This window comes from Mesorhizobium sp. L2C066B000 (assembly GCF_000502335.1).
Lineage (GTDB): Bacteria > Pseudomonadota > Alphaproteobacteria > Rhizobiales > Rhizobiaceae > Mesorhizobium.
This window is the reverse complement of the sequence record NZ_AYWZ01000017.1, coordinates 73,853-99,683: the sequence shown is the minus strand read 5'-3', so window position 1 is coordinate 99,683 and position 25,831 is coordinate 73,853. Positions and strand designations below refer to the sequence as shown.

Genomic DNA, 25,831 nt, shown 5'->3' with positions numbered 1-25,831 from the left:
CTCGGCCGGGCGCTGCACTGGCGCCTGCGGCGCCGGGCGCAGGGCGCGCGGTTCGGCATTGTCGCCGCCGCGTCCCGATTTCGCAACGATATCCGAAAGTTCCTTGAGCGCGTTGATCTGCTCGGCAACGGCACGGCGGATCGCCGAGGTCGATTCCTTGGCCTCTTCCGGCATCTCGATGACGCCCTTCTTGAGCTCGGCGCGGGTGAGGTCGAGCTCGCTCTTGATCGAGCTTGCGGTGCGCCGCATCTCCTCGGTCGCATCGGCGAACCGGCTGGTTGCCGAATCGACCACTTCCGTTATGGCGATGCGGATCTTGTCGGCTGATGCCAGCGTCTTGCCTTCGGCATTCTGCATCGTCTGGCCGACAAGGTTTTCGAACGAACGCATCACCTTCTCGAGGTCTTCCGACTTCTTGACCAGGCCGACGGCGAGATCTTCGAGCGACGATTGCCGCTCAAGCGTGTGCTCCAGATTGCTCTGCGCCGAGCTCAACAGATCCGAAGCCGAGGACAGCAAGCGGCTGTGCTCGTCGAACTTGGTGGCGATCGAGGCCACTTCGCGCAGGGTCGACGACGACAGTTCGGTAAGCCGCGTCGTGTTCGAATCGACCAGGCGTGCCGAGCTGGCGAAGGTCTGCGCGGCCTTTTCGGTGGTTGCCGCGAAGCTTTGGGTGCTGCCGCTCAGACGTTCGTCGACCTGGCCGAGGTTGATCGCCGCCTGTTCGATCAGCTCACCAAGCTGCGAGCTGGAGACGCTCATGCGGCCGATGAGGTCGGCGACGCTATCGGCGAGCGACGAGCGCGCGCCTTCGACGGCCGACAGCGTTTCGGCGGTGCGGCTGGCGAGCGCGTTGACGAGGGCGGCATTTTCGCTGCGCAGCTTCTCGGTCGCGCGTTCGGTGACCTCTTCCATGCTCTTTTGCAGTTCCGAGCCGCCCTGGGCGAAGCGCTCAACCAGCGGCCGCGCGGTTTCGTCCAGGATCTTCGCCATCTCGGCCGAACGCGCCGCCAGCATCGTGTTGAGCTCGCGGGTATTGGTGCCGATTGTCTTGGCAGCGTCGTTGGTGCTTTGGCCGATGTGCTGGCCGACCGCGGTAAAAGTCTCCGCAATCGTGTTGGCGCGCGAGATCAGCTGAGCTTCTGCGCTGGAAACCTGCTCGTTGAGCTTCTGGCCCATCGTCTCCGTCGTATAAAGAAGGCGGTTCTCGACGCTGGCGACCTGTTCCTCGACGCGCGAAGCTGCGGACGCAACGCTCGCGGCCAGCCGCTCGTCGGCGCCGGCAAGAGCCTGCTCCATCTCGCGGGCGTGGACGGCAAGTTCTTGGCCGGTCTGGCGTGCGCGTTCCGCAACGCGCTGCTCGGTGCTGGCGAAGGCACCGACGATGTTGTCGGCATGCTCGCCGATCGTCGACGTGGAGTCGGCGATGCGCGACACCAGGCGGTGATCGGCCTCGTCGAAGATGCGGCTGATCTCGGTGGCGCGTGCCGACAGCGCGTCCGAACCCTCGGCAATGCGCGAGATCAGCTGCTGGTCGGCGGCGTCGAAGATGCGGCCAAGGTCCGAGGCGCGGGCGGCCAGCGCTTCGGCGGATTCGCCGATGCGCATGCTCAGCCGCTGGTCGGCGCCCTCGAAGTTACGCAGGATGTCGCCGGCGCGGTCGGCCAGCGACTGCGCCGTCTCGACCGCGCGGGCGACCAGCTTCTGGTCGGCGGCGTCGAACGTGCCGGCGATCTCGCCGGCGCGGGCAGCCAGCCGTCCGGCCGTTTCTTCGGCGCGGGCGAGCAGCGAGTTCGACGTCTCGTCATGCCGGGCAAGCAGCACGCTCGTTGTGTCTTCGGCGCGAGCAAGCAAGGCATTCGTCGTATACTCGGCGCGAGCAAGCAGGGCGCTCGATGTGTCCTCGGCACGTGCGTGCAGACGGCGATCCGCGTCCTCGAAGGTGCGGGCGATGTCCTCGGCCCGGGCCAAAAGGGCGGCCGAGGTCTGCTCGGCACGCTCGGCGATCTTGCGGTCGGCGTCACTGAAGGCAGCACCGGCCTGTTCGTGCAGCGCGCTGGTGACTTCCATCACCTTCTCGCGCAGCGCGCCGGCAACGAAGACGGCGCTCTTTTCGAGCACGCTGCGGACATTGTCGACACCCACCGACAACGCGCGCTCCATGGTTCCGGCGCGCTCTTCGATGATGCCGGTCTGCTTGCTGAAGGCCTGCTCGATCTTCTCGACATCGGCAGCGATTGCCGCCGAGATATCGGTGCTTCTGCCGGCAATCTGGTCGATATGGCCCGACAGCGAGCGGTCGACATCCTTACGTATGTCGGCGAGCTTTGCCAGATCGTCTTCCAGCGCCTGGGTCAACATGTTGCGGCCTTCGGCCAGCTTGCCGACATGGCCGGCGATGATGTCGTCAACCTCACCGCGGCTTGCGGACAGCTTCTGCAGGTCGGCTTCCAGCGCACGCTTCAAGATGTCTCGGCCCTCGGCCAGCTTCTCGACCTGGCCCGCGACCAGTCCGTCGATGCTCGACCGGCTCTCGGCCAGCTTGGTGAGGTCGTCCTCGAGAGCCTTCGACAGCGTCGCGCGATCCCGGACGAGCTTGTCGCTGTGACCCTCGATCAGGCTGTTGACATTTTCCAAATCCGCTTCCAGCACCCGTGCGAACTCGCCACGGTTTTCGCTCAGCTTCTGCGACTGGTCGGCAATGGCGCTCCTGATCGCATTGAGATCGGCTTCGAGCGCCCGTGTGAGAATGTCGCGGCCCTCGGCGAGCTTCTCGACCTGTCCGGCGACCAGCCCATCGATGTTGGAGCGGCTCTCCGCCAGCTTGGCGATGTCGTCTTCCAATGCCTTTGAGAGCGCCGAACGGTCCTGGACGAGCCTGTTTTGATGATCGGCCATGATGCCGCTGACATTGTGCAAATCGTCCTGAAGCGCCTGGGATAGCGTCGAACGATCCTGGACAAGCCGGCTCGAGTGGTCGGTGATCAGGCTGTTAACATTCTGAAGGTCATCCTTAAGCGCCTGGGATAGCGTCGAACGATCCTGGACAAGCCGGTTCGAGTGGTCGGCGATCAGGCTGTTCACATTTTGCAGATCGGCCTCCAATGCCTTGGAAAGCTGACCGCGCTCTTCCGCCACCTTGTCGGAATGACCCGCAATGGCACCCTTGATGGTGTTGAGGTCGGCTTCGAGCGCGCGCTTGAGGATATCGCGCCCCTCGGCCAGCTTCTCGACCTGGCCGGCGACCAGCCCGTCGATGCTCGACCGGCTCTCGGCGAGCTTGGCGAGGTCGGCCTCGAGCGTCTGTGACAACAGGCCACGATCGTCGGCAAGCCGGCTCGAATGGTCGGAGAGCAGGCCCCTGATGCCGGATAGGTCGTTCTCCAGCGCCTTGCTGAGTTCGGTGCGGTCCTCGGCCAGTTTCGCCGAGTGGTTCTCGATCACGCCCTTGATGCCGATAATGTCGTTTTCGAGCGCCTTGGTCAGGATGGCGCGGCCTTCGGCGATCTTTTCAACCTGGCCGGCGACCAGCCCGTCAATCGAGGCGCGGCTGTCGGCGAGCTTGCCGAGATCGGCTTCCAGGGCGCGCGACAGAATGTTGCGGCCTTCGGCCAGTTTACCGACATGTCCGGCGACCATTTCGTCAATGATCGTACGGGCTTGCACAAGTTTTCCGGAGTCTTCATGCAAAGCCTGGTTGAGCCGGTTGCGGCCTTCTTCAAGCCGCTCGAGATGGCTGCCCAGCGACGCGTCGATGGCGGCGCGCGACTCGTTGACCTTGCGCAGATCCTCTTCCAGGGCGCGCGAGATCAGGTTGCGGCCTTCGGCCAGCTTCTGCACCTGGTTGGTTACGGCCGCATCGATGCCGGCACGGCCCTCGGCGAACTTCGCCAGGTCCGCCTGCATGGCAGCCGCCATGCGTTCGCGGCTTTCGGACAGCTTGCGGCTGTGGTTTTCGACGGCGTCCTCGATGCCGACGCGGGCATCGGCAAGACGCTGGATATCGGTGTCGAATGAGCGCGACACGACATGGCGGGCCGCTTCCATGCGGCCGGCGAAATCGCTGGCGCGGGCTTCGAGCATCGACGAGGTCGACGAGACGATGTCGGCCATGTCGGCGCCGATCTGGGTCTTGCCCTGATCGATCATCGCCGACAAATGATCCTTGCTCTCGGCAAAGGTGTGGGCGATCTCGCGGGCGCGCTCGACCAGCGTTTCGTTGATCTGGCGGGCGCGCGCCTCGAGCGCGGCGTTGAGCTTCTGCGTGCCGGTATCGAGTGCTTCGGCGCGGGTCTGAAATTCGCTGATCAGCGCCTGGCCGCGCTCGGCCAGCGTCCGCTCGATGCCGTTCAGGCTGGACTCGAATTCCGAGCTCAGGGTGCGGGCGGCGCCGCCGAGCAGCGACACCATACCGGTGGTGCGGTCGTCGAGCAGGTCGGTCAGCGACCGGGTCAGGCCGTCTGTGGTGTCCGTCAGCTTGGCGATGCGGGTGTCGAGCAGCGAAGCAAAGGCTTCGCCCGACGTCGACAGCCTGTCGGTGATTGAATCCAGCCGGGTTTCGACGGAATCGAAGATCGACATCGAGCTTTCATTGATGCGGTCGATCAGCGTGTCGCCGGAATTCGTGATCGTCATCGACAGCTTGGTCGACGCGTTGAGGATAGAGTCGCGAATAATGTCGGAGGCGGCGCCGATCTCGTCCTTCAGCGTTTCATGCGCGCCGGTGATCGAGGCGCGCACGCGCTCGGCATGAGTGACGACGGCTTCGCGCTCGCTGCCCAGCCCGTCGACCAGCGACCGGATGCGCGATTCATTCTCCGAATAGGAGCGTTCGATCTGGTTGACCTCGCTGTGGACCAGCGTTTCGAGTTCGACGGCGCGCGCCAGCGTGCGCTCGATGCCTTCGCCCATCGCCGCCACTTCACGGCGAACGGCCTGGCCGATCATCATCACGCGATCCTGGGCGAGGTTTTCCGGCTCCGCCAGACGGAAAGCCACTTCCGTCATCGACTGCGCGGCAATGCGCATTTCCTGCGCGCGGCGGATCATCGCCGCGAAGGCCCAAAACAGGACGACCGGTATGATTGCCGCGATCGCCAGGCCGATCAGTTCAGGGCGGGCCAGGATTTGATCGAATGTACGAATTTTCCAGATGCTGGGGCCAAACAGCAAATTGGCAAGGCCGCCGGCGCCGGCGATCCAGGCCAGCGACACGAACGCCACGACCCAATAGATCGTGCTAGACGCGCGCCGGTTGAGGCTGTGCAGCAGCGTCTTGTAATCTTTTTGGCGGTCATCGTTTGCCGGCTTGAAGCCGGCTGGCTGAGCGCTGTTGCGCGATTCGACCGGGCGCAGCTCGGCGGGCTTGGCTGCCGGCTTCGCACTCTGGTTTTGTTGGACGGGCGCGTTTTGAGCGGGGGCGGGCTTCTGGGGGCGGCCTTCGCGCGCCAGTTCGTCCGCGGCCTGCGATATCTGCGCTTCCAGATCTTCCATCGACGCCGCGATATCGAGATCGCCGCTGCCGTCTCCGCTGAGATCGAGGTCTAGTGCCTTTTCGAGTTCCCTGGCTACGTCGCTGTCGAGAGTTCTGGTCGTCGTTGGTTTCTTCGCCATGCCTTCGCTACCCTGTACTAGCTGCCGAGGGACTTCTTATTTTTGCCTGATTCTGGCTCGTCTTATCCCACGCAGGAGGCTGAAAATGGACCTTCGTATCGTAATGACACACAGGGGTAAAGAAAACATGCATTCCGCGAGATACGTAAAACTTTAAATATAAGGTTAACGACAACGTGATCTAACCGCCTCAGCGGCAACAATTTTCCAGCCCATTCATTAACGCGTTGGCGACGGAAATCGCTTAGTTTTTTCGGCGATCGGCACAAGGAGTTTCAAATTGGTACGCGGTGAAAGCGGCATTGCCTTCTCAATGCCGGGCGGCGATGCGTCGGGACCGGCCCGTTCGCGCCCAGTGGATCTGGCCCACCTGGCCCGTCAGACAATGGGCGATCGCGCCCTCGAACAGGAGGTATTGGCACTGTTCGTACAGCAGGCGCTTTCCGTCCGGGACAGAATAGTCGATGCCGACGTCAGGGAGCGACTGCTTCTGGCGCATGGGCTGAAAGGTTCGGCGCGCGGGGTCGGCGCCTTTGCCATCGCCGACTGCGCCACCTCGATCGAACAGCAGCCGGAAGATGCGCGCATCCTCAAGCGCCTCGGCGCCCTGATCGAGGAAGTGCGCGATTTCATCGCCGCCATCAGCCGGTAATGGCTGCCGCTCGGCAGCGGCCACCGGGATGAATCGACGGGGCCAGGGCGTGCTTTGGCCAGCTTTCCGAAAAAACGTCACAAAGCGGCGCTTTCGCGCGGCAGTTGACTTGTCCGGCGGAGTGATTATCTCGGCTGGGACTCCCTTCAGGTGACAAATGACCAAGCTGACCTTCATTGCCCATGACGGCACTCCTTTCGATGTCGAGGCCGAAAACGGCTCGACCGTCATGGAGAATGCGATCCGTAGCGCGGTGCCGGGCATCGAGGCAGAATGCGGCGGCGCCTGCGCCTGCGCGACCTGCCATGTCTATGTCGACGAAGCCTGGACGGCCGAGGTCGGCGAGCCGGAGGCGATGGAAGAGGACATGCTGGACTTCGCCTATGACGTCCAGCCGAACTCGCGGCTGTCCTGCCAGATCAAGGTGCGCGACGCGCTTGACGGCCTGGTCGTGCGCGTGCCGGCTCGCCAGGGTTGATCTCCCGTACCATCTGATTTTTCCCGCCGCCGCTTGGCAGCGGGCCAATGCTCATGCAGTCTCGCGCCAGTTTCGCCCCAGTTTGACAATGAGGCTCGCCTGGCATGACCGATATAATCAAGACGGACGCACTCATTGTCGGGGCGGGGCCGGTCGGCCTGTTCGCCGTGTTCGAACTCGGCCTCTTCGACATGAAGTGCCATCTGATCGATATCCTCGACCGGCCCGGCGGCCAATGCGCCGAACTCTATCCGGAAAAGCCGATCTACGACATTCCAGGCTGGCCCTCGATCTCGGCGCAAGGGCTGGTCGACAAACTGCTCGAGCAAATTCACCCGTTCAAGCCGGATTTTACCTTCAACCGCATGGTCTCCAGCCTGGAAAAGCTGGACGACGGCTCATTTCGGGTCACCACCGACGAGAACGAGGTGTTCGAAGCCAAGGTGGTGGTGATCGCCGCCGGTGGCGGCTCGTTCCAGCCCAAACGGCCGCCCATTCCCGGCATCGAGGCCTATGAGGGCAGGAGCGTCTTCTATTCGGTGCGCCGTATGGAGGAATTCCGCGGCCACGACCTCGTCATCGTCGGCGGCGGCGATTCCGCACTCGACTGGACGCTGAATCTGCAGCCGGTGGCAAAAAGCGTCACGCTGGTCCATCGCCGGCCGGAATTCAGGGCGGCGCCCGACAGCGTCAACAAGATGTATGCCATGCAGGAGATGAAGCAGCTGGAGTTCCGGGTCGGCCAGGTGAGCGGCCTGACCGGCGCCGACGGCGAGCTGGCCTCTGCTACCATCAAGGGCGGGCCTGACGGCGACATCGAGGTGCCGTGCACGCGCATGCTGCCGTTCTTCGGCCTGACCATGAAGCTCGGCCCGATCGCCGAATGGGGGCTCAACCTTCATGAGAACCTCATCCCGGTCGATACCGAGAAATTCCAGACTTCGGTGCCAGGCATCTTTGCCGTCGGCGACATCAACTGGTACCCAGGCAAGCTGAAGCTGATCCTGTCGGGTTTTCACGAGGTGGCGCTGATGGCGCAGGCCGCCAAGCGCATCATCAGCCCCGGCGAACGTATCGTCTTCCAGTACACGACGTCGTCGACCAGCCTGCAGAAGAAGCTCGGCGTCGTGGAGTAGGTCCTACAGGGCTTTCCGGATCACTCCACCAGAACGACCGGCGCCTCGGCGTCGTCGCGGCCGCGCAGTGACTTCTCCGGCATCAGCGCCAGCGTGATCAGCGCCAGCACGAGCGTGACGGCCGCGGCAAGGAAGATCATCATGAAGGGCGTCGCCGAGACGATCTGTCCGGCAGCCGGCGCGCCTTCGCCGGCAAGCGGCAGGCCATAGCCGAGCGCGACGGCGCCGAGCATGGCGACACCGAGCGCGCTGCCCAGCGAACGCAGGAAGGTCAGCGCGCCGGTGGCAACGCCGAGATGCGCGCGGTCGACGGCGTTCTGCACCGATACGGTGGCGACCGGGAAGGTGGTGCCGCTTCCAAGGCCGATGCAGATGGTCAAGAGCTCGACCACCAGCAGCGAGGCGCGGCCGGCGACCAGGCTGAGCACGCCAAGACAGATAATGGCGAAGAGAACGCCGACCATGGCGATACGCTTGTAGTGGAAGAAGCGCGGTATCGTGCGGCCGCTGAACGTCGCGCCGGCGACCGTTCCGAGCAGCAGGCCGAGCATGGCAAGGCCCGACTGGCTGACCGACAGGCCGATGATCGACTGCAGATAGACCGGCAGGTACACCGACAGGCCGATATTGGCCGCCTGCAGCAGAAACATCGACGCCGTGCCGGCAAGCACGATCGGATTGCTCAGCACTTCAAGCGAAATCAGCGGCTCGGCCGCACGCATCAGCCTGAGCGCGAACGCACCCCAGAAGACCGCCGAACAGGCGAGCAGGCCGACGATCTCGCGGGAGACCCATGGATAGGCGCTGCCGCCCCAATTGAGGGCCAAAAGCAGCAATGCCGTCGCCACCACCAGAAGCAGCGCGCCCAGCGCGTCGATGCGATGCCGCTTTGCGGCGACCGGCAGTTTGCGCAGCGGCTTGTTGATGATGGCCATGGCCAAGATGCCGAGCGGGATATTGATCCAGAAGATCAGCGACCAATGCAGATGTTCGGCAAATCCGCCGCCGAGCAAAGGCCCGGCGATGCTGGCGACAGCCCAGGTGCCCGAAATCCAGGCGGCATAACGCGCGCGTTCACGCGGCGGCACCAGGTCGCCGATGACGATCTGCGCCAGGGCGAACAGGCCGCCGCCGCCCGCACCCTGGATCGCCCGGCCGACAACCAACACGAACATATTGGGGGCCATGGCGCTGACCAGCGATCCCAGAAGGAAGATCAGGATCGCCGCATAGACGGTCGGCCGGCGGCCATAGACGTCGGAAATCTTGCCGTAGAGCGGCGCCATGGCCGTCGCCGTCAGGAGATAGCCGGTCACGATCCACGGCAGGTAGTCGGCATGGCCGAGCGAACGCCCGATGGTCGGCATGGCCGGCGCGACGATTGTCTGGTCGAGCGCCGCCAACAGCATCGACAAAAGGATGCCGGCGATGATGACGTTCTTCTCGCTTTCCGTCAGCGGCGCGGCGGGGGGCAGCCTAGCCGGCTTGTCGACAGCCTGGTCCATATCAGTTCATCCATAACGTTTGAGAGCGATTGCGCGGCGCCAAATGGCCGCTCCGCTACACGCCGCCTCAATTGGTCTTGATCTGGTGTTTCGAAGCTCGGGCCTTGCCAGCCTGACATATCTTGCGAGCCTGACATATGTCGTCCCGTATAGGCCGATTTCGACCTATGCCCGAAAATTTTCTGGGGCTGGCCTCATGTTTCGGCAGAATTGGCTTCGTATCAGTCCGTGTTTCAGCCGGGCGGAAGCTGGCCGTTCTCGACGCGCTGCATGCGGTAGCGCAGCAGCCGCAGGATGCGGCTTTCGAAATTCACGCCTTCGACGCGGTCGAAGCGCAACTGGTCCTGGTCATGCCTGGCGAGTTCGGCCGCGGTGATCTGCGCCGCCTTCGCCTTTGCCCCGGCGCAGGTCTTTTGCGCAAAGCTCGCGTTCAGCGCGTCTTCGAGCAGACGGCCGTGGTTCTTGGCGATCTCGACATGACGCTCCTCATGGCGCTTGATGTCGGCCGACAGCGTGTCCCAGAACAGCCTGACATCGGGATCGGCCTTGCGCGGCCTGCGCCACTCCGGAAGGATGACCTTGACCTTGACGGTGACGGCGGCCTTGGCGATGCGGCAGGTGTCTGCGGTTTGCGCGTAGCTGATGCGGGTGGTGAACGCCATCTGGGTGGCGCCTGGATGCCGCATCCCGGTGCTTTTCACCTCGGGTCCATGCTTCGACAATTGCGTCTCGATGTCATCGAGCGTGCTGCCGCCGATGGCAAAATAACTGTAAGTCTTCACCAGATTGGCAGCATTCGCCGGCAGGACGGTCAAAGCCAGCATCAGGGCGCAGAGCAGGGGTCGTTTCATCATGTTGCCTCTTCACTCACCTTGCTTTACGGCCGTTGCCGGCGCAACGGAATTGATCTTCCACCGATCACGCATCGTTGATGGATTGCAAGCGCTCGATGAGCCACATGCCAATGAGCCACATGCCAATGAGACACATGGTTGAAGGACAATGACGACAAGGCGATGGCAACTGGCGCATAAGTGCCATCTCGACCTTGGCGAGAAAGCCATTGTGGTCGGCATTCTCAACGTCACGCCGGACAGTTTTTCGGATGGCGGACTGTTCATCACGCCTGACCAGGCGGTGGCGCAGGCGCACCGCATGGTGGAAGAAGGCGCCGCCGTCGTCGATATCGGCGGGGAATCGACGCGCCCCGGCGCCTCGCCCGTGACGCCTGAAGAAGAGCAGACCCGCATCCTGCCGGTGATCGCAGCACTCGCCGGTTCAGGCGAAGCCCTGATTTCGGTCGACACCTATCGCGAGGAAACCGCGCGCCTCGCCGTCGCCGCCGGCGCGCATATCGTCAACGATGTCTGGGGCTTGCAGCGTGAACCCGGCATCGCCCGCGTCGCCGCCGAGACCGGCGCCGGACTGGTCATCATGCATACCGGGCGCGAGCGGCAAAAACTGCCCGACGTCATCGCCGACCAGTTTTTGTTCCTCAAGGCTTCGCTGGAAATCGCCAGGCGCAGCGGCGTTGCGGACGATCATATCGTACTCGATGCCGGCTTCGGCTTCGCCAAGGAGACGGCTGAGGAAAACCTCGACCTGATGGCGCGGTTTTCCGAGCTTAAGGAGCTCGGTTTTCCCTTGATGGCCGGCACCTCCAGAAAACGCTTCATCGGCACCGTCACCGGCCGCGAAGCCGGCGCGCGCGCCGCCGGGACGGCAGCCACCAGTGTCATCCTGAGGCTGAAGGGCGCCGATCTGTTTCGCGTTCACGATGTCGCAATCAACATGGACGCACTGGCCGTCGCCGATGCTATGCTGGCGCGCGAAAAGCCAGGACGCTGAGCCCAGGACACTAAGAAATGTACGTCATCCGCATGAAGAACTGCGCCTTCTTTGCCCGGCACGGCGTGCTGGATGAGGAAGAGGCGCTTGGCCAGCGTTTTTATGTCGATGCCGAGTTGACGGTCGAGCCCAGCCGCCCGCTGGAGGATGATTCCATCGAGGATACCGTCAATTACGGCATCGCCTTCACGGTGATTGAAAAGATCGTCACTGGACATCGCCGTTTCCTGATCGAGGCGCTGGCGCTCGAAGTGGCGAAGGCGCTGACTTCACGGTTTCCGCAGATCAGGAAGGCCGAGATCACCGTGCGCAAGCCCAACGCACCGGTGCCCGGCGTGCTCGATTATGTCGAGGTGACCGTTGTCTGGCCAGAGTAACAATAACACGGTCTATCTCAGCCTTGGCGGCAATCTCGGCGATCCCTCGGCCTCGATGGCCACGGCGCTGCGCCTGCTGGACGCCGACGAGAACACGCGTGTCATCGCCGTCTCCTCGCTCTATCGCACGCCGCCCTGGGGCAAGCTCGACCAGCCGGATTTCCTCAACGCCGCTGCCGAAATCTCGACCTCGCTGGCGCCAAGGGCGCTGCTCGACCTCTGCCTCGAGGCCGAGCGCAAGCTGAAGCGGGTGCGCGAGGAGCGCTGGGGTCCGCGCCTGATCGACATCGACATATTGGTGTTCGGCGACCGCACAATCCACGAAACCGGGCTGGAGGTGCCGCATCCCCGAATGGTGGAGCGCGCCTTCGTGCTGGCGCCCTTGGCAGAGATCGCGCCGGATCTGGCGGTGGGCGGCAGGAGCGTGACCGAGCGGCTCAGCGCCGTCGATACGTCAGGCATAGAGCGGCTGGCTTCCGGCCGCGATTGGTGGCTGGGTTAACCGGAGAAGCCGCCGCCATCGAGAAATGCCTGTTCGTCCGCCGTCGTCTCGCGGCCAAGCATCTTGTTCCTATGGGGAAAGCGGCCGAAGCGCTGGATGATGTCGCGGTGCTCGACCGCGTATTTCACATAGTTCGGCGCCCTGGCGGCGGTGAGTTCGACCGATTTGTCCTGGTCGGCGGGCAGTTCCGAATGTTCGTAGGGCAGGTACAGGAAGACGCGCAGGTTTTCTTCCAGCGAAAGGTCATGGCCTGCCGCAATCGCCTTGGCGGCAAAGTGCCTTGCCAGCGGATCGGTGGCGTACATATGGCCTGAGCCGCGAAAGCAGTTGCGTGGAAACTGGTCGAGCAGGATCATCAGCGCCAGCGAACCCTCGGCATGCTCCGACCATGCGTCGCACTCGCGCCGCGCGGCGGCAAAGTGCAGGTCGAGAAACCTGCTGCGGAAATTCGCGTCGAAGGCGTCGTTCTTCTCGAACCACGCGTCTTCGCCGGCCTCGCGCCAGAATTTTGTGACGGCGAGCGCGCGCTCATCCAATGCGGCCATCAGCTTTCCCCCTGATCGGCGGGCTCGGGCTTGTGCAGCACGCCGGCCGTCTCTTCGTTCAGCGCCTGGCCGGGCCGGCGCGGTTGCGTCAGCGGCGTCGGGATCGGCGTGCCGGTATTGCCCCTGAGGAAACGTTGCCCGGCGCGGACGCCTTCGGCCAGCTGCGTCTCCAGTCGGGCATTGTCGCGCCGTCGCACATCCTCGATGACATCGGCGACATCTTCCGGCTCGACGCCCAAAACCTCGAGCGCGGAACCGCCGAAGACGAGGGCCGATTCGAAGGTCTCGCGCAGCTGGAAGTCGACCCCGGCGCGGATGAGCGACAGCGCGGTGCCGCGATCGAAGGCACGCGCCAGGACAGTCAGCAACGGGAACTCCGCCTTGATCAGTTCCGCCATGCGCACGGCGGCGTCCGGCTTGTCGACGCAGATCAGCACGGCGCGCGCGCGGCCTGCACCTGCGGCGCGCAGAATGTCGAGCCGCGTGCCGTCGCCATAATAGACCTTGAAGCCGAAATCGGCGGCCGCCTGGATCATCTCGACATCATTGTCGATGATCGACACGTCGATGCCGCGCAACAAAAGCGGCTGGCTGGCGATCTGGCCGAAACGGCCGAAGCCGATGACCAGCACGCTGCCGCTAAGACCGTCGGCGATGTCGACGCCTTCAAGCGACTGCTCGTCGCGCGGCGTCAAATATTTGAGCGCAATGATGGCTAGCGGCGTCAGCACCATGGAGATGATGATGATAGCGGTCAGCGTTGCGTTGGCCCGGCTGTCGATGATGCCAACCGCCGCTGCGGCCGAATAGAGGACGAAGGCGAATTCGCCGCCTTGCGCCATGATCACGGCGCGTTCCAGCGCTTCACGATGACCGCTCTTCAGCATGCGGGCGACGAGGTAGATGCCGAGCGCATTCATCGCCATGTAGGCGACGACATAGACGGCGATCAGCCGCCAGTTGTCGGCCACCACATGCAGGTCGAGCGACATGCCGACGGCGAGGAAGAACAGGCCAAGCAGGATGCCGCGGAATGGCTCGACGTCGGCCTCCAGCTGGTGGCGGAAAGTCGATTCCGACAACAGCACGCCGGCCAGGAACGCGCCCATCGCCATCGACAGGCCGGAAAGCTGCATGACCAGCGCCGACCCCAGCACGACCAGAAGTGCTGCCGCCGTCATCACCTCGCGCGCCTTGGCGTCGGCCAGGATGCGGAAGAACGGGTTGAGCAGATAGCGGCCGGCCACCACCAGCCCGACGATGGCGCCAAGACCGATGCCGATTTCGGTCAGCCTTTGCTGCAGGGTCATCTCGCTGCCGCCCGGCGCCAGGAAGGCGACCAGCGCCAGAAGCGGCACGATTGCCAGATCCTCGAGCAGCAGGATGGACACGATGCGCTGGCCCTTGGGGCTGGCCATCTCGCCACGCTCTTCCAGAAGCTGCATGACGATCGCCGTCGAGGTCAGGACAAAGCCGGCGCCGGCAACGAAGGATTGCGCGATCGGAAAGCCGCCGGCGAGACCAACACCGGTGAGCAGCAAGGCGCAGACGCCGACCTGCAGCGCGCCGAGGCCGAAAATCTCGCGGCGCAGGCCCCATAGCCGCGACGGCTGCATCTCCAGCCCGATGATGAACAGGAACATGACCACGCCGAGTTCGGCGACATGCAGGATGGCTTCCGATTCGGAAAAAATGCCAATACCGAACGGGCCGATGACCACGCCCGCGGCGAGATAGCCGAGGATCGAGCCCAGCCCCATGCGTTTGAAGATCGGAACGGCGACGACGCCTGCGGCAAGCAGCGCCACCACCTGAATGAGATCGCTGCCCGATGCTTCCGCTGCCATGCCTCTTGTCCCTGTGTCCGACAGCACTCCTTGCATGCACTGGGAGCGGGAGGCAAGGGCGGGAAGCCTGCCAGGATGGGTAGGGTGCCGCGGCAGCGATTCCCCGGTGGAACAACAGTCTGCGCTTGCCTGTCGGACGGCCGGTATCTATATCTGACAAATGCCTGATTATTCGTCCCGGCCGTCGCCGCTGCCACATATCCCGATGGATGCGCTCAGCGAAGTTCTGCAAGACTTTCGCTTGAGTGGTGTCAACTATGGCCGCTGCGAACTCCGGCACCCATGGAGCATAGACTTTCCGCAACAACAACTGCTTCGTTTTCACTTTGTCGGCCAGGGTCCATGCTGGATTCACACCGAAGCGCAAGGCTGGCAGGAGTTGCGCGATGGCGATCTGGTGCTGCTGCCGCAAGGCATCGCCCATCGGCTGGCGAGTGCGCCGGACGTGGTGGGCGATTCGCTCGAGGGCTGCCAGGTGATCAAGTTGGGCGGCAACGTTTGCGAAGTGATACGGCAGGGAACGGGCGCGACAAGCACCCTTTTCTGCGGCTCCATGTCTCTCGGCTCCTATGCGCTCAATCCGTTGATCACGTTGATGCCGCCTCTCATCAAGGGTTGCGACGTGGCCGGCAATGACCCGATGGTCGGCCCTTTGCTGGCGGCCATGACGGTGGAGGCCGCGCAACCGCAGATGGGCAGCGCCACCATCCTGTCGCGTATGGCGGATTTGCTGACAGCCAGGCTCATACGCTGCTGGGTCAATTGCAACGGCGCCTCGACCATCGGTTGGCTTGCAGCCATCCGCGACCCCCATATAGGGCGCGCTCTGGCGGCCATGCATCGCGACCCCGGCCACAGCTGGACGCTGGGAAGCCTGGCCGGCGTGGCAGGCCAATCGCGTTCGATTTTCGCCGAGCGCTTCAGCGCGGTATTGGGGGAGGGCGCCGCACATTATCTCGCCCGCCTGCGCATGCAGCTTGCCCGCGAATTGCTGGGCCAAAACGGCTTGTCTGTTGCCGAAGTCGCTACCCGTTTGGGCTATGATTCCGAGGCGTCCTTCGCCCGCGCGTTCAAGCGCATCACCAATGTCTCGCCAGGCGTTGTGCGCCGCACAATTCCCGGACGAATGGATATGAATTTCGGATTTTAAGGTACATAACATCCGGGCGGACTCGCCTATCTAAGATCTCCAAACTGTGGAGATCTTCCCGTGACTGACACAACATTACAGCTTGAAGACGCCGCCATTGGCCTTGATGCCGATGCACCAGCCGCGTGGAGCGCGGCCACCTGGTTCGCGGTCCTTTCATTGGCGGCCACCAGCTTTGCCCTGGTGTCTGCCGAATTCTTGCCGGCAGGTCTGTTGACGCCGATGGCGCGCGATCTCGGCATCAGCGAGGGAACGGCCGGACAGGTCGTCACCGCCACCGCTTCCGTTGGCGCCGTGACGGCCATGTTGAGCAATGTTCTCATCGGTCGATTGAACCGCAAGGCGGTGCTGGTTGGCCTCATGGCCCTGGCGGTCGGTTCCAATATTCTTGCGGCGCTGGCGCCCAATTTCTGGCTGTTGTTGCTGGGCCGGGCCGGACTGGGGATTGCTCTCAGCGCTTTCTGGGCACTTTCCGTTGCCGTCGTGGCGCGGCTGGTCGGCGCCAATGCGACAGGTCGCGGCATGGCGATCGTGACCCTCGGCGTCTCGCTCGCGACCATTGCCGCGCCGTCGATGGGTGCGTTGATCAGCGACTGGCTGGGATGGCGCAGCGCGATGGCCATGACGGCGGGGCTGGCCGCGCTTGCCATGCTGCTGCAGCTTCTCAGCCTGCCGACCTTGCCTGCGGCGGCAAGCAACAGCCTTGCAGACGTCTTTCGGCTGACACGGCGGCGTGGCATCCAACTCGGCATGCTTGCCATTGTTCTGCTGATGACCGGGCATTTTGCCGGCTCGGTCTATGTGCGCCCGTTCCTCGAACAGGTGACGCTCCTCACAACCGGGCCGATTGCCCTGGCGCTGCTCGGGTTCGGCATCGCCGCTGTGATCGGCAATATTGCCGGTGGCCGCCTGGCCGACACCAACATCCACATGGCCCTCGCAGTTACCGCCGCGTTGATGGCGTTTGCGGCACTCGCTTTGGTGCTTTGGGGCGCGCAAACCGGCGTTGCCTTCGGCTTTGTTACGCTGTGGGGCTTCGCCTTCGGCATGGCGCCGGTGGTGCTGCCGACCAATATGTCCCGCGCGGCGCCTGATGCGCTGGAAGCAGCAGGCAGCCTGATGGTCACTTCCTTCCAGGTTGCCATCACCGTCGGCGCGGTTGTCGGCGGTTATGTCGTGGACACCTATGGCGCTACTGGGCCTTTGACCCTAACCGCCGTCCTTGCCGCGGCGACGGCCGCACTGGCGCTGCTGCAGCCTCGTGGCTGAAACCTTGCTTCGTCTGACACGGGCGGCCTCAATCAGGCCGTCCGCGCCGTTGCAGCAGCGCTGCACAAGTTCATGCGCCGCACACGTTGCGTTTTGCCGCAATCGGCGGCTATGGGACGCCAGGCTTCGGCCGTTGGAAGGCAGCGACGATCAAGTTCTGCCTTCGTGAGGAGAATGACTGACATGAAGAAGTTTTTGCTCGTCGGCGTGGGTGTCGCCATGCTTGCCGCATCGGCCTGTTCGAAGGCGCCTGAATGCACGCAGGAAATCGCGGCCAAGAAGGCGCAGGAAATGACCGCCGCGCTGCAGGAAGCGATCACCAAGGATCCGACGAAGGCCGCCGACCTGACCGCCAAGGTGCAGGCGGTGACGACAAAATATCAGGGCGCCACCACGCCGGCCGACGCCTGCAAGGCCTATGACGAGCTGACGGCCGCCATCAAGGGCTGATTCTTCGTTCGGAAATTGAGAAAGGCGGTGGCTCGAGTAGCCGCCGCCTTTTTTGCTGGTGTTCTTAAAGCGCATCGCGCTGACACGAAGGACGGCCGGCACGCACAGGACCCTGACACGTTGGCCTTGCTGTGGCTTGGGCCGTCGGAGACGCTGACATCGTCGGTTGCGCGCCACATGTCCGATCGCGGCAGAAAGGTGCCGCACCGAGCGGCCCGTGCTTGAGGAGCGCCGACCCGGCCGCAAGGTGGCCTGTCATTTCCCGACATCGAGCTGAGCGGAATCGCTCAGCTATCGCGCAGTGCAACCCCGTTCCGCGCTTTTTGGGGGAACCGCTTGAGAGTCAGTTTTTGGCGATGGAGCCAACTTCGACGGCATCGACGCGCTTGAGGCTCATACCGATGACCGGCACCAGCTGCTGGTCGACGCGCACGGCGATGGTCACCGTCATCGAATTGTCGTCGGGAATGCGGGCCTGCATCACGCCGCGCAGCTGGTTGCGGTTGATGGTGAAGACGACTTTGCGGGCATCGACCACGTTGCCGCCGATGATGTCCAGGCCCGACCCCGCGGCGCCGCCCATGAAATTGCCCTTGTAGTCGCGGCCCTTGCGCTCGACGGTCGCCGACATTTTCTGGGTGAAGACACCGACGCGGCAGTCGCCATCGAGCGTCATGCCGGTCTTGTTATCCGGCGTCGAGCCGTCGAAGCTGCAGGTGAACTTCGTGCCCTTGTATTTGCCGGCGATGATTTCGCCCGGGCCGACCCATTTGCCTTCAACGGTGCGGAAGAACTGCTTGTCGGGCTCCGCTGCAAAGGCTTTCCCGGTCGGGCCCAGAGGTGCTGCAAGCGCGACCAGGGGCAGGACGCAGGACAAGATTACGCTTTTCATAGACGACACCCGGCAACAAGGAGGCTGTTGTTGGACGACCATGAACAAGATTGGTTAATGCTTGGTGACCGCGAGAGGGCGTTTACTTGCTCGAGGCGGGTGCTTCATTCTCTTTTTTGGCCGCAAACGAGGTCAGCGCCGACAGGAAATCGCCCATACCCGGCCGCCTGCCGGCAATGAAGGGCAGGGGCCGCGCCGTCTCCATGGCAGCGATGCCGATACGCGCCGTCATCATGCCGTTTACCACGCCTTCGCCGAGTTTCGCCGACAGCCGGGCGGCAAGGCCATGGCCGACGATCTGCTGGACGAAGCTGTCGCCGACGGCGATCGAGCCGGTCACCGCCAGATGGGCAAGAACGCTGCGCGCCAGCCGGAAAAAGCCCAGCGTGCCCGGCCTGCCGCCGTAGAGCTCGGACAAGCGGCGGATCAGGCGCCCGGCCTCGAACACGACATAGGCAACGTCTACGAGTGCGCGGGGGCTGACGGCGGTGACCAGCGACACGCGTTTGGCTGTTTCGAGGATCATCACCTTGGCTCTCGCATCGAGCGGCCCGAGAATCTCGGCCTCGGCCAGTCGCACCAGATTGCCGCCGTCGATGATCTCGCCGCGCAATTCGGCCAGGGAGCGCCTGCCGGCCGCGGTTTCGGGTTTCGCAGCGACAAAGGCCGAAAGCTCTTCGACGACGGCCCTTGCAGCCTTCGGATCGTCGCGCGCCACGGCATCGAGCGCCCGCTTTTGCAGTTTTTCGACCTCGGCCAGCCGGGCAATAGCCAGGAATTCCCGCACCAGCACGACCGCGAGCGCCAACACGACAATTGCGGCCATTGCCGCTGCCAGCCAACCCAGCCACTCTGCGCGCTCGAACAGGTCGCGGATGAGCTGGTCGGTCCACAGGCCGACGGCGAGCGAAACCAGCACGCCGGCCGCGCCGAAAAACAGGCTGGAAAACAGCGAGCGCCTGCGCGGTGCGGTCGCCGGCGGCGGTTCGGCGGCGACAATGTCGGGTTCGTCGAAGACATCGATCTCGGCCGGCACGACGACGGCGCGCGGCTTGCGCGGCGGCTCGGCATGGGGGCGGCGCGTTTCCTGCTTCGGTCCGGCCTCCGGCTCGATGCGGAAAGCTGCCGGTCTGCGGGGCGCGGTCATGCCAGATGGTCTCCGATCAGGAACTGCAAGGCGCGGTCGAGCCTGATATGCGGCAGCGACAGCGTGACGCCTTCGGCGGTGCGTTCGAGCTTTGGTGGGCGAAAGCGCACGAAACGGATCGCCGGATCGTCGCTGCTCTGCCGATGGTCAGATTCGGAAACGTCGAAAACCTCATCAATTTTTTCCGGCAAGTCCCCCGGAAATATCGCGGTTTCGGTTTTGCCATCGAAGGTTTCGTCGTTGATCTTCTCGCCTTTCAGCGGCGTGCCGATGATCACCGGCAGGGTGTCGCGGCCTTGCTTGACCGTGCCTTCGCGCGTCGCGCGCACCGCCGCCATGGCGACCACGTCGACATCGGCACCGGTGAAATTTGCCCGCGCCACGGCGCGGTCGGCAAGCCGCCGCACGATTGCCTGCAGCCGGTCATGGCTTTCGTGATGCAAATGGTCGGCCTTGGTCGCGGCAACCAGGATGCGGTCGATGCGGCGTGAAAACAGGTCGGTGAGGAAATTGCCTCGGCCAGGACGGAAACAGGAGAGGATTTCGGTCACCGCGCGTTCCAGGTCGGCCATCGCGCCAGGGCCGGCGTTCAGCGCCTGCATGGCGTCGATCACCACGATCTGGCGGTCGAGGCGGGTGATGTGTTCGCGGAAGAACGGTTTCACCACATGCGTCTTGTAGGCCTCGTAGCGTCGCTCCATCATCGCTTGCAGCGAGCCGGACCGCGGCCGTTTCTCACCCTTGAGCAGCAAGGGCGCGAAGGTCAGCGCCGGCGATCCCTCGAGGTCGCCAGGCATCAGGAAACGGCCGGGCGGCAAGGTCGAAAGCGCCCGCTCGTCGAGCTTGCAGGCCTTGAGGTAGGCGGCAAAACTCTCGGCGAGGCGCCGCGCCGTCATCTCGTCGGCGTCGGCATTGGGTTCGATCCTCGCCGACAGCGCCCGCCAGTCCTGCGACAGGTCGGCCCGCACCGGCAGCATCGCCATCTCGAACGCCTCGCGCGAAAAATCGGCGAAGGATTTGCCGAGCAGCGGCAGGTCGAGCAGCCATTCGCCGGGGTAGTCGACGATGTCGACCGACAATCGGCCGCTGGAAAACATCCGGTTCCAACCGGAGGCAGACTCATATTCGATGGTGAGCCTGAGTTCCGAAATGGCGCGCGTCGAGTCCGGCCAGATGCGGTCGTTGACCAGGGCGGAGATATGGTCCTCGTACTGAAAACGCGGCACGGCATCGTCCGGCTGTTCCTCGAGGAAGGCGCGCGCGGTCCGTCCCGACTTCTGCGCCTCGAACAGCGGCAGGCGCCCGCCATGGATGAGATTGTGGACGAGAGCCGAGATGAACACCGTCTTGCCGGCCCGGGACAGGCCGGTGACGCCCAGCCGAAGCGACGGCGAAAAAAGCCCGCTCGCACGCCCCGACAGCGTATCCAGGGCAATTCTCGCTTCGTCGGTGAAAGTGGTCAGCGATGATGCCAAAATCTGTTCTCTCAGGCGTGCTCTCTTGCGCCGATATAGGCTTTGCGGTTCAAGTTTGAAATGGCGCCCGGCCTCGGCCGGCTCGGCTCAGAGATCGACGGGCGTCAGGAAGGCTTCGAGGTAGCCCGCGCCTTGCGCAGCCTCGGTGAGGGTGCCGTCGAAGCGCACGACCGCAAGGCCGGAGGTCGGGAAACCATGGTTCATGATGGCCCGAGCAGCCTCGTCGCCGTCGCCCGAGACCGCCATGGCAAGGTCTTCCGTCATCGGATTGTGGCCGATGACCAGCAGCGAGCCGGGGCCGCCATTGCTGCGGATGATGGCGAGGTAGCCGGCGGCATCCTCGCTGTAGAGCGTGTCGAAGAACAGCACCCGGCCGGTATCGGTGTGGCCGGCGATGCCTTCCAGCGTCTGGCGCGCCCGCTTGGCGTTGGAGCAGAGCGTGATATCGGGGATGTAGTTGCGGGCACGCATCGCCGTCCCCATCATTTCGGCATCGGCAATGCCGGATGCGTCGAGCGGGCGATCGAAGTCGCGCACGCCGGGAAGGGCCCAGCCAGCCTTCGCATGCCTCAACAGATACAGTCTGCTCACCGGACCCCCAATGGTGTGCTGCCCACCAATGACACAACTGGATTAGCCACGAGAAAGGCCTGAGGCACAATGGGCGGCGACGCCCAAGCGCAGCGAATCATGTGCGAATTCGCCCGCGCCCTTCCTATGGAAGGCTTTGCTGAGGATCGCCCGCGCGGCATTAACAATTGCGTGAAACGCGCGCGGATTACGCTTGTGCAGCCTTCTCTGCGCGAATATATAGGCGCCAAATTTGGGGTTGTTGGGTGAGTCGAATGAACGATATCGTTACAGCCAATTACGTACCCTCCGAAGACGAGCCGTTCATGAACGAACGGCAGAAATCCTACTTTCGCCTGAAGCTCGTCACCTGGAAGACCGACATACTGCGCGAAGCGCGCGAAACCCTCGAAATCCTGCAGCAGGAAAACGCCAACCATCCCGATCTCGCCGATCGCGCTTCCTCGGAAACCGACCGCGCCATCGAGCTTCGGGCCCGCGACCGCCAGCGCAAGCTCATTTCAAAGATCGATTCGGCGCTGCAGCGCATCGATGAAGGCACATACGGCTATTGCGAGGAAACCGGCGAGCCGATCGCGCTGAAGCGGCTGGATGCGCGTCCGATCGCGACCTTGTCGATCGAAGCGCAGGAGCGCCACGAACGCCGCGAGAAGGTCTATCGCGACGATTGAGCCGCTGCCGTCAGGCAGGACTGTTTCATCGAAATGGCCGGGTTTCCCGGCCATTTGTGTTTTTAGCGAAGGGTTTAATCGCACGAAGTTAAAGCGCGTCGCACTGAACGGATTTGTGCGACGCGCTTTAAGCGGCGTTCCGATCGGGAATCGGCAAGATGACGGTTCGCCGGGCTTTATCGTTTCTGGCTGGCGAGTTCGCCGAGCAGCTTGGTCATCTCGTCGTCGAGAGACTGCGGTGCCTTCGCGGCCGGCTTGCTTGCCGGTTTGGGGTGCGAATCGTCGAGCGAGACCTCGAGTTCTCGCATCAGCGTATCGTCGATAGACTCATGCTTCGGTGGCGGGGCCTGCCGGGCAGTATTGGCGGCGGAGCCATAGGCCGGCAGCGGTGTCACATTGCTCGCCTGGTAGATTTGAGCCGGTTTCGGCGCCGGTGCGGCCTGGCGCGGCGGAACGGCGGCTGGAGCAGCCCTTACCGGTTGCGGCGGTGGCGCCTGCCTTGCGGGCGCGGTGGGAGCGGGTTGTGCTGCGTGCGGCCGCGGCGCCTGTTGCTGCTGGCCAACACCGCCATCGCCGGTCAATGCCGGACGGCGTGGCGCTGCAAGTCTGATATCGCGCTCGACGACAACGTCGGTCGGGCCACCGATCAAAAGCAGGTGTTCGATGTCGTCGCGACGGATGAGCACCAGCCGGCGGTGGCTGTCGACCGCCGTCGCGTCCATGACCGCCAGCCGTGTCTTGCGGTTCCTGCCGCCGGCAACGAAGGTGCCGAAGGTCAGGTTGCGGACCAGCCTGATGATGATGAGCACGATCACCAGCAGGACAAGGGCAGCAAACGTCCACAGCAGCGCTGCGGCATATCCGGGACCCGCCACATTATCCAGCCACTGCATCGGTGCCCCCAATCGGCTTTTGAAGTGGAGGGACACTAGACCGTTGCGGCCAGCCACCGCAAGTTGCCTTCACGCTTCGTGAACAGCTTGAAAACACCGACGCGTCATTTTTATCCGACATTTGCCGCCAAGGCCTTTTCCGGATTAGGAGAATGTGATTCAACCGGCCGGGGGCGGTGTCGGACAACTCACGAGCAGGGGGCATATGGCCAGGGAAACGCGAGGCGATTTCTATCCGGTACCGATCGTCGATCAGAACACGCGGCCAGGCGCGGTTACCCGGCTCATCGTGTTCATCATCGTCCTGACTGGGGCCGCGATCGTTTTCGGCATTTTCCGCGAGCGTCTTGGCGATCCGTTCCTGCTCGGCATGCTGGGCGTGCTTGCCATGATCGGCGTCGGCTTCCTGTTCGCCACGGCCATCGGCTTCGTGCAGATCGCGCCGCGTTCGACCGGGGACGAACTGTCGAAGGCCTTCGTCGATTCGATGTCGCAGGGCCTGATCGTCACCGACACCAAGGGCCGCGTCGTCTACGCCAACCGGGCCTACGCCGAGATGACCGGTGCTGCGTCGGCCGCCGATCTGAAGACGGTCGAAGGCCTGCTTTCCGATGTCCCCGAAGCTTCGGTGACCATATACCGGCTGGCCTCGGGCTTGCGCGATGGCCAGGCCGGCGACGGTGAGTTCCGGCTAGCACAGTCGATCCGGCCGGGCGCCGAACCCGGCGCGCGCTGGTACCGGGCGCAGGCCCGGACCTTCAGCGTTCCCGGTCAGCGCCTGCCGATGCTTGCCTGGCAGCTTGCCGATATCTCGCAGGAACGGGCCGAGCAGGAGCGTTTCTTCCTCGACTTGCAGAAGGCCATCGACCATCTCGACCATGCGCCGGCCGGTTTCTTCTCGGCCGACCAGGAAGGCCGTGTAACCTACATCAACGCCACGCTCGCCGAATGGCTGGGCATCGATCTGGCGAGCTTCACCCCTGGCGCCGTGACACTCCCGGAAATCGTCGCCGGCGACGGCATGGCGCTGGTGCGCTCGGTCAAGGCCGATCCCGGCACCACCCGCAACGCCGTCATCGATCTCGATCTGACGACGACAACCGGCGAGGCGGTGCCGGTGCGCTTCATGCATCGGGTCTCGGCCAGCCGCGAGGGGACCAACGGTCCGACCCGCACCATTGTGCTCAACCGCACCCAGGGCGAGGACGCATCGGCCGACCTTCGTGCTTCGGAAGTGCGCTTCACCCGTTTCTTCAATTCGACGCCGATGGCCATTGCTGCCGTCGACAATGGCGGCCGCATCCTGCGCACCAACGCGCCGTTCCTGTCGCTGTTTTCCTCCGTCGTCGACGGCGACGCGGTTGACCGCCGCGTGCGGCTGGACACCGTGATCCATGAGCGCGACCGGCCGGCCTTTGCCGCCGCCTTCGAGAAGGCGCGGCTGAGGCAGGCCGACATCGAGCCGATCGACACGCTGCTGCCCGGCAATGAGGAGCGTCACATCCGCTTCTACGTCAACGCCGTCGCCGACGGCACCGGCGAGGGCGCCGACGAATCGGCCATCGTCTATGCCGTCGAGACCACCGAGCAGAAGGCGCTCGAGGGCCAGATGGCGCAGAGCCAGAAGATGCAGGCTGTCGGACAGCTTGCCGGCGGCATCGCCCACGACTTCAACAATGTGCTGACCGCCATCATCATGGCGTCGGATCTTTTGCTGACCAATCACCGTCCGTCGGACCCATCCTTCCCCGACATCATGAACATCAAGCAGAATGCCAACCGGGCGGCCTCGCTGGTGCGGCAGTTGCTCGCCTTCTCGCGCAAGCAGACTTTGCGGCCGGAAGTGCTGAACCTGACCGACGTGCTTGCCGATCTCCGGATGCTGCTTGCCCGCCTGGTCGGCAACGAGATCAAGCTGAAGGTCGACCACGGCCGCGATTTGTGGCCGGTCAAGGTCGATATCGGCCAGTTCGAGCAGGTGGTGGTCAACCTCGCCGTCAACGCGCGCGACGCCATGCCGGCCGGCGGCGACCTCACCGTGCGCACCCGCAACGTCACCGCCGAACAATGCAAGAGCTTCTCCTACCGCGAGCTCACGCCTGCCGACTATGTCGTGGTCGAGGTCGAGGATAGCGGCTCGGGCATTGCCCCGGACGTGCTGAAGAAGATTTTTGAGCCGTTCTTCACCACCAAGGAAGTCGGCAAAGGCACCGGCCTTGGCCTGTCGATGGTCTATGGCATCATCAAGCAGACCGGCGGTTTCATCTTCTGCGATTCCGAAGTCGGCAAGGGCTCGACCTTCCGCATCTTCTTGCCGCGCCATATCGTGGAGGCGAAGAAGCCCGGCGACGTCAGCGAGGCGCCGGCTGCACCGGTGAAAGCCGCCGACAGCGCCAAGGACCTGTCGGGCTCGGCCACTGTGCTCCTCGTCGAGGACGAAGACGCCGTGCGCATGGGCGGCTCGCGGGCGCTGACCTCGCGCGGCTATACCGTCCATGAGGCCTCCTCGGGCGTCGAGGCGCTGGAAGTCTTCGAAGCGCTCGGCGGCAAGGTCGATATCGTCGTGTCCGACGTGGTGATGCCGGAAATGGACGGACCGACGCTGCTCGGCGAACTGCGCAAGCGCCAGCCCGACATCAAGTTCGTCTTCGTGTCCGGCTATGCCGAAGACGCTTTCGCCAGAAACCTGCCGCCGGGCGCGCAATTCGGCTTCCTGCCGAAGCCGTTCTCCCTCAAGCAGCTGGCCACCGTGGTCAAGGATGTGTTGGAGTCTTAGGGCGCCCTAATTCA

General features: G+C 63.9%; 22 protein-coding genes. 12 read left to right on the top strand and 10 right to left on the bottom strand.

What is annotated here, in order from left to right:
• On the bottom strand, positions 1-5,613 hold a 5,613-nt coding region (locus tag X733_RS03900; RefSeq protein WP_023819876.1), incomplete at its 3' end, for a kinesin.
• A 313-nt stretch (positions 5,614-5,926) separates the two neighbouring features.
• Here X733_RS03900 and X733_RS140305 point away from each other — a divergent pair.
• From X733_RS140305 to X733_RS140315, 3 genes are all read left to right on the top strand, one after another.
• A complete protein-coding gene (locus tag X733_RS140305) occupies positions 5,927-6,265 on the top strand; it encodes an Hpt domain-containing protein (RefSeq protein WP_023706163.1) in 339 nt (112 codons plus the stop codon).
• A gap of 157 nt (positions 6,266-6,422) precedes the next feature.
• A complete protein-coding gene (locus X733_RS140310) occupies positions 6,423-6,743 on the top strand; it encodes a 2Fe-2S iron-sulfur cluster-binding protein (RefSeq protein WP_023673507.1) in 321 nt (106 codons plus the stop codon).
• Positions 6,744-6,847: 104 nt separating this feature from the next.
• Positions 6,848-7,879, top strand: coding sequence for an NAD(P)/FAD-dependent oxidoreductase (locus tag X733_RS140315; protein WP_023715858.1), 1,032 nt, complete (start codon positions 6,848-6,850; stop codon positions 7,877-7,879).
• Positions 7,880-7,899: 20 nt separating this feature from the next.
• Here the strand turns inward: X733_RS140315 and X733_RS140320 are convergent, their stop codons facing one another.
• Positions 7,900-9,384, bottom strand: coding sequence for an MDR family MFS transporter (locus tag X733_RS140320; protein ID WP_023754921.1), 1,485 nt, complete (start codon positions 9,382-9,384; stop codon positions 7,900-7,902).
• 233 nt (positions 9,385-9,617) lie between these two features.
• On the bottom strand, positions 9,618-10,238 hold the full coding sequence (locus tag X733_RS140325; protein ID WP_023728091.1) for a DUF922 domain-containing protein: 621 nt from the start codon (positions 10,236-10,238) through the stop codon (positions 9,618-9,620).
• A gap of 148 nt (positions 10,239-10,386) precedes the next feature.
• Between X733_RS140325 and folP the strand changes: the two genes are divergently transcribed.
• From folP to folK, 3 genes are read left to right on the top strand one after another with little or no spacing between them, the layout of a single operon-like run.
• Complete coding sequence (gene folP, locus X733_RS140330; protein WP_023728090.1) at positions 10,387-11,232, top strand: dihydropteroate synthase; 846 nt, start codon at positions 10,387-10,389, stop codon at positions 11,230-11,232.
• Between the two features lie 17 nt (positions 11,233-11,249).
• Positions 11,250-11,609, top strand: a complete 360-nt coding sequence (gene folB, locus X733_RS140335; protein ID WP_023673502.1) for a dihydroneopterin aldolase — start codon at positions 11,250-11,252, stop codon at positions 11,607-11,609.
• Positions 11,593-12,111, top strand: coding sequence for a 2-amino-4-hydroxy-6-hydroxymethyldihydropteridine diphosphokinase (gene folK, locus X733_RS140340; RefSeq protein WP_023688659.1), 519 nt, complete (start codon positions 11,593-11,595; stop codon positions 12,109-12,111). Before folB ends, folK begins: the two co-directional genes overlap by 17 nt.
• Here the strand turns inward: folK and X733_RS140345 are convergent.
• Positions 12,108-12,656, bottom strand: coding sequence for a DUF924 family protein (locus X733_RS140345; protein ID WP_031193966.1), 549 nt, complete (start codon positions 12,654-12,656; stop codon positions 12,108-12,110). The genes folK and X733_RS140345 overlap by 4 nt on opposite strands.
• Positions 12,656-14,503, bottom strand: a complete 1,848-nt coding sequence (locus X733_RS140350; RefSeq protein WP_023700808.1) for a monovalent cation:proton antiporter-2 (CPA2) family protein — start codon at positions 14,501-14,503, stop codon at positions 12,656-12,658. The genes X733_RS140345 and X733_RS140350 overlap by 1 nt, the downstream gene beginning before the upstream one ends.
• Positions 14,504-14,663: 160 nt before the next feature.
• Here X733_RS140350 and X733_RS140355 point away from each other — a divergent pair, with 160 nt between their 5' ends.
• From X733_RS140355 to X733_RS140365, 3 genes are all read left to right on the top strand, one after another.
• Positions 14,664-15,653: an AraC family transcriptional regulator gene (locus tag X733_RS140355; protein WP_023688656.1), complete on the top strand. Its 990-nt coding sequence runs from the start codon at positions 14,664-14,666 to the stop codon at positions 15,651-15,653.
• 60 nt (positions 15,654-15,713) lie between these two features.
• Positions 15,714-16,922 (top strand): MFS transporter, encoded by a 1,209-nt coding sequence (locus tag X733_RS140360; RefSeq protein WP_023688655.1) that lies wholly within the window; start codon positions 15,714-15,716, stop codon positions 16,920-16,922.
• Between the two features lie 183 nt (positions 16,923-17,105).
• A complete protein-coding gene (locus X733_RS140365) occupies positions 17,106-17,372 on the top strand; it encodes a hypothetical protein (protein WP_023673496.1) in 267 nt (88 codons plus the stop codon).
• 343 nt (positions 17,373-17,715) lie between these two features.
• On the opposite strand, the gene X733_RS140370 is transcribed toward X733_RS140365, so the two are convergent.
• The 4 genes from X733_RS140370 to X733_RS140385 form a co-directional block, all read right to left on the bottom strand.
• Positions 17,716-18,264 (bottom strand): hypothetical protein, encoded by a 549-nt coding sequence (locus X733_RS140370; protein ID WP_023673495.1) that lies wholly within the window; start codon positions 18,262-18,264, stop codon positions 17,716-17,718.
• A gap of 82 nt (positions 18,265-18,346) precedes the next feature.
• Complete coding sequence (locus X733_RS140375; protein ID WP_023819874.1) at positions 18,347-19,411, bottom strand: TIGR01620 family protein; 1,065 nt, start codon at positions 19,409-19,411, stop codon at positions 18,347-18,349.
• Entirely contained in the window at positions 19,408-20,886 is a 1,479-nt protein-coding gene (locus X733_RS140380) for a YcjX family protein (RefSeq protein ID WP_023819873.1), read from the bottom strand. The genes X733_RS140375 and X733_RS140380 overlap by 4 nt, the downstream gene beginning before the upstream one ends.
• A gap of 87 nt (positions 20,887-20,973) precedes the next feature.
• On the bottom strand, positions 20,974-21,477 hold the full coding sequence (locus X733_RS140385) for a histidine phosphatase family protein (protein ID WP_023693370.1): 504 nt from the start codon (positions 21,475-21,477) through the stop codon (positions 20,974-20,976).
• A 69-nt stretch (positions 21,478-21,546) separates the two neighbouring features.
• Between X733_RS140385 and X733_RS1000000169825 the strand changes: the two genes are divergently transcribed.
• Entirely contained in the window at positions 21,547-21,726 is a 180-nt protein-coding gene (locus tag X733_RS1000000169825; RefSeq protein ID WP_023706174.1) for a hypothetical protein, read from the top strand.
• 5 nt (positions 21,727-21,731) lie between these two features.
• Positions 21,732-22,148, top strand: coding sequence for an RNA polymerase-binding protein DksA (gene dksA, locus X733_RS140390; RefSeq protein WP_023673491.1), 417 nt, complete (start codon positions 21,732-21,734; stop codon positions 22,146-22,148).
• Positions 22,149-22,324: 176 nt separating this feature from the next.
• Here the strand turns inward: dksA and X733_RS140395 are convergent, their stop codons facing one another.
• A complete protein-coding gene (locus tag X733_RS140395) occupies positions 22,325-23,041 on the bottom strand; it encodes a flagellar biosynthetic protein FliO (protein WP_023819872.1) in 717 nt (238 codons plus the stop codon).
• A 205-nt stretch (positions 23,042-23,246) separates the two neighbouring features.
• Here X733_RS140395 and X733_RS140400 point away from each other — a divergent pair, with 205 nt between their 5' ends.
• Positions 23,247-25,817, top strand: coding sequence for an ATP-binding protein (locus X733_RS140400; protein WP_023819871.1), 2,571 nt, complete (start codon positions 23,247-23,249; stop codon positions 25,815-25,817).
• Positions 25,818-25,831 lie beyond the last annotated feature (14 nt).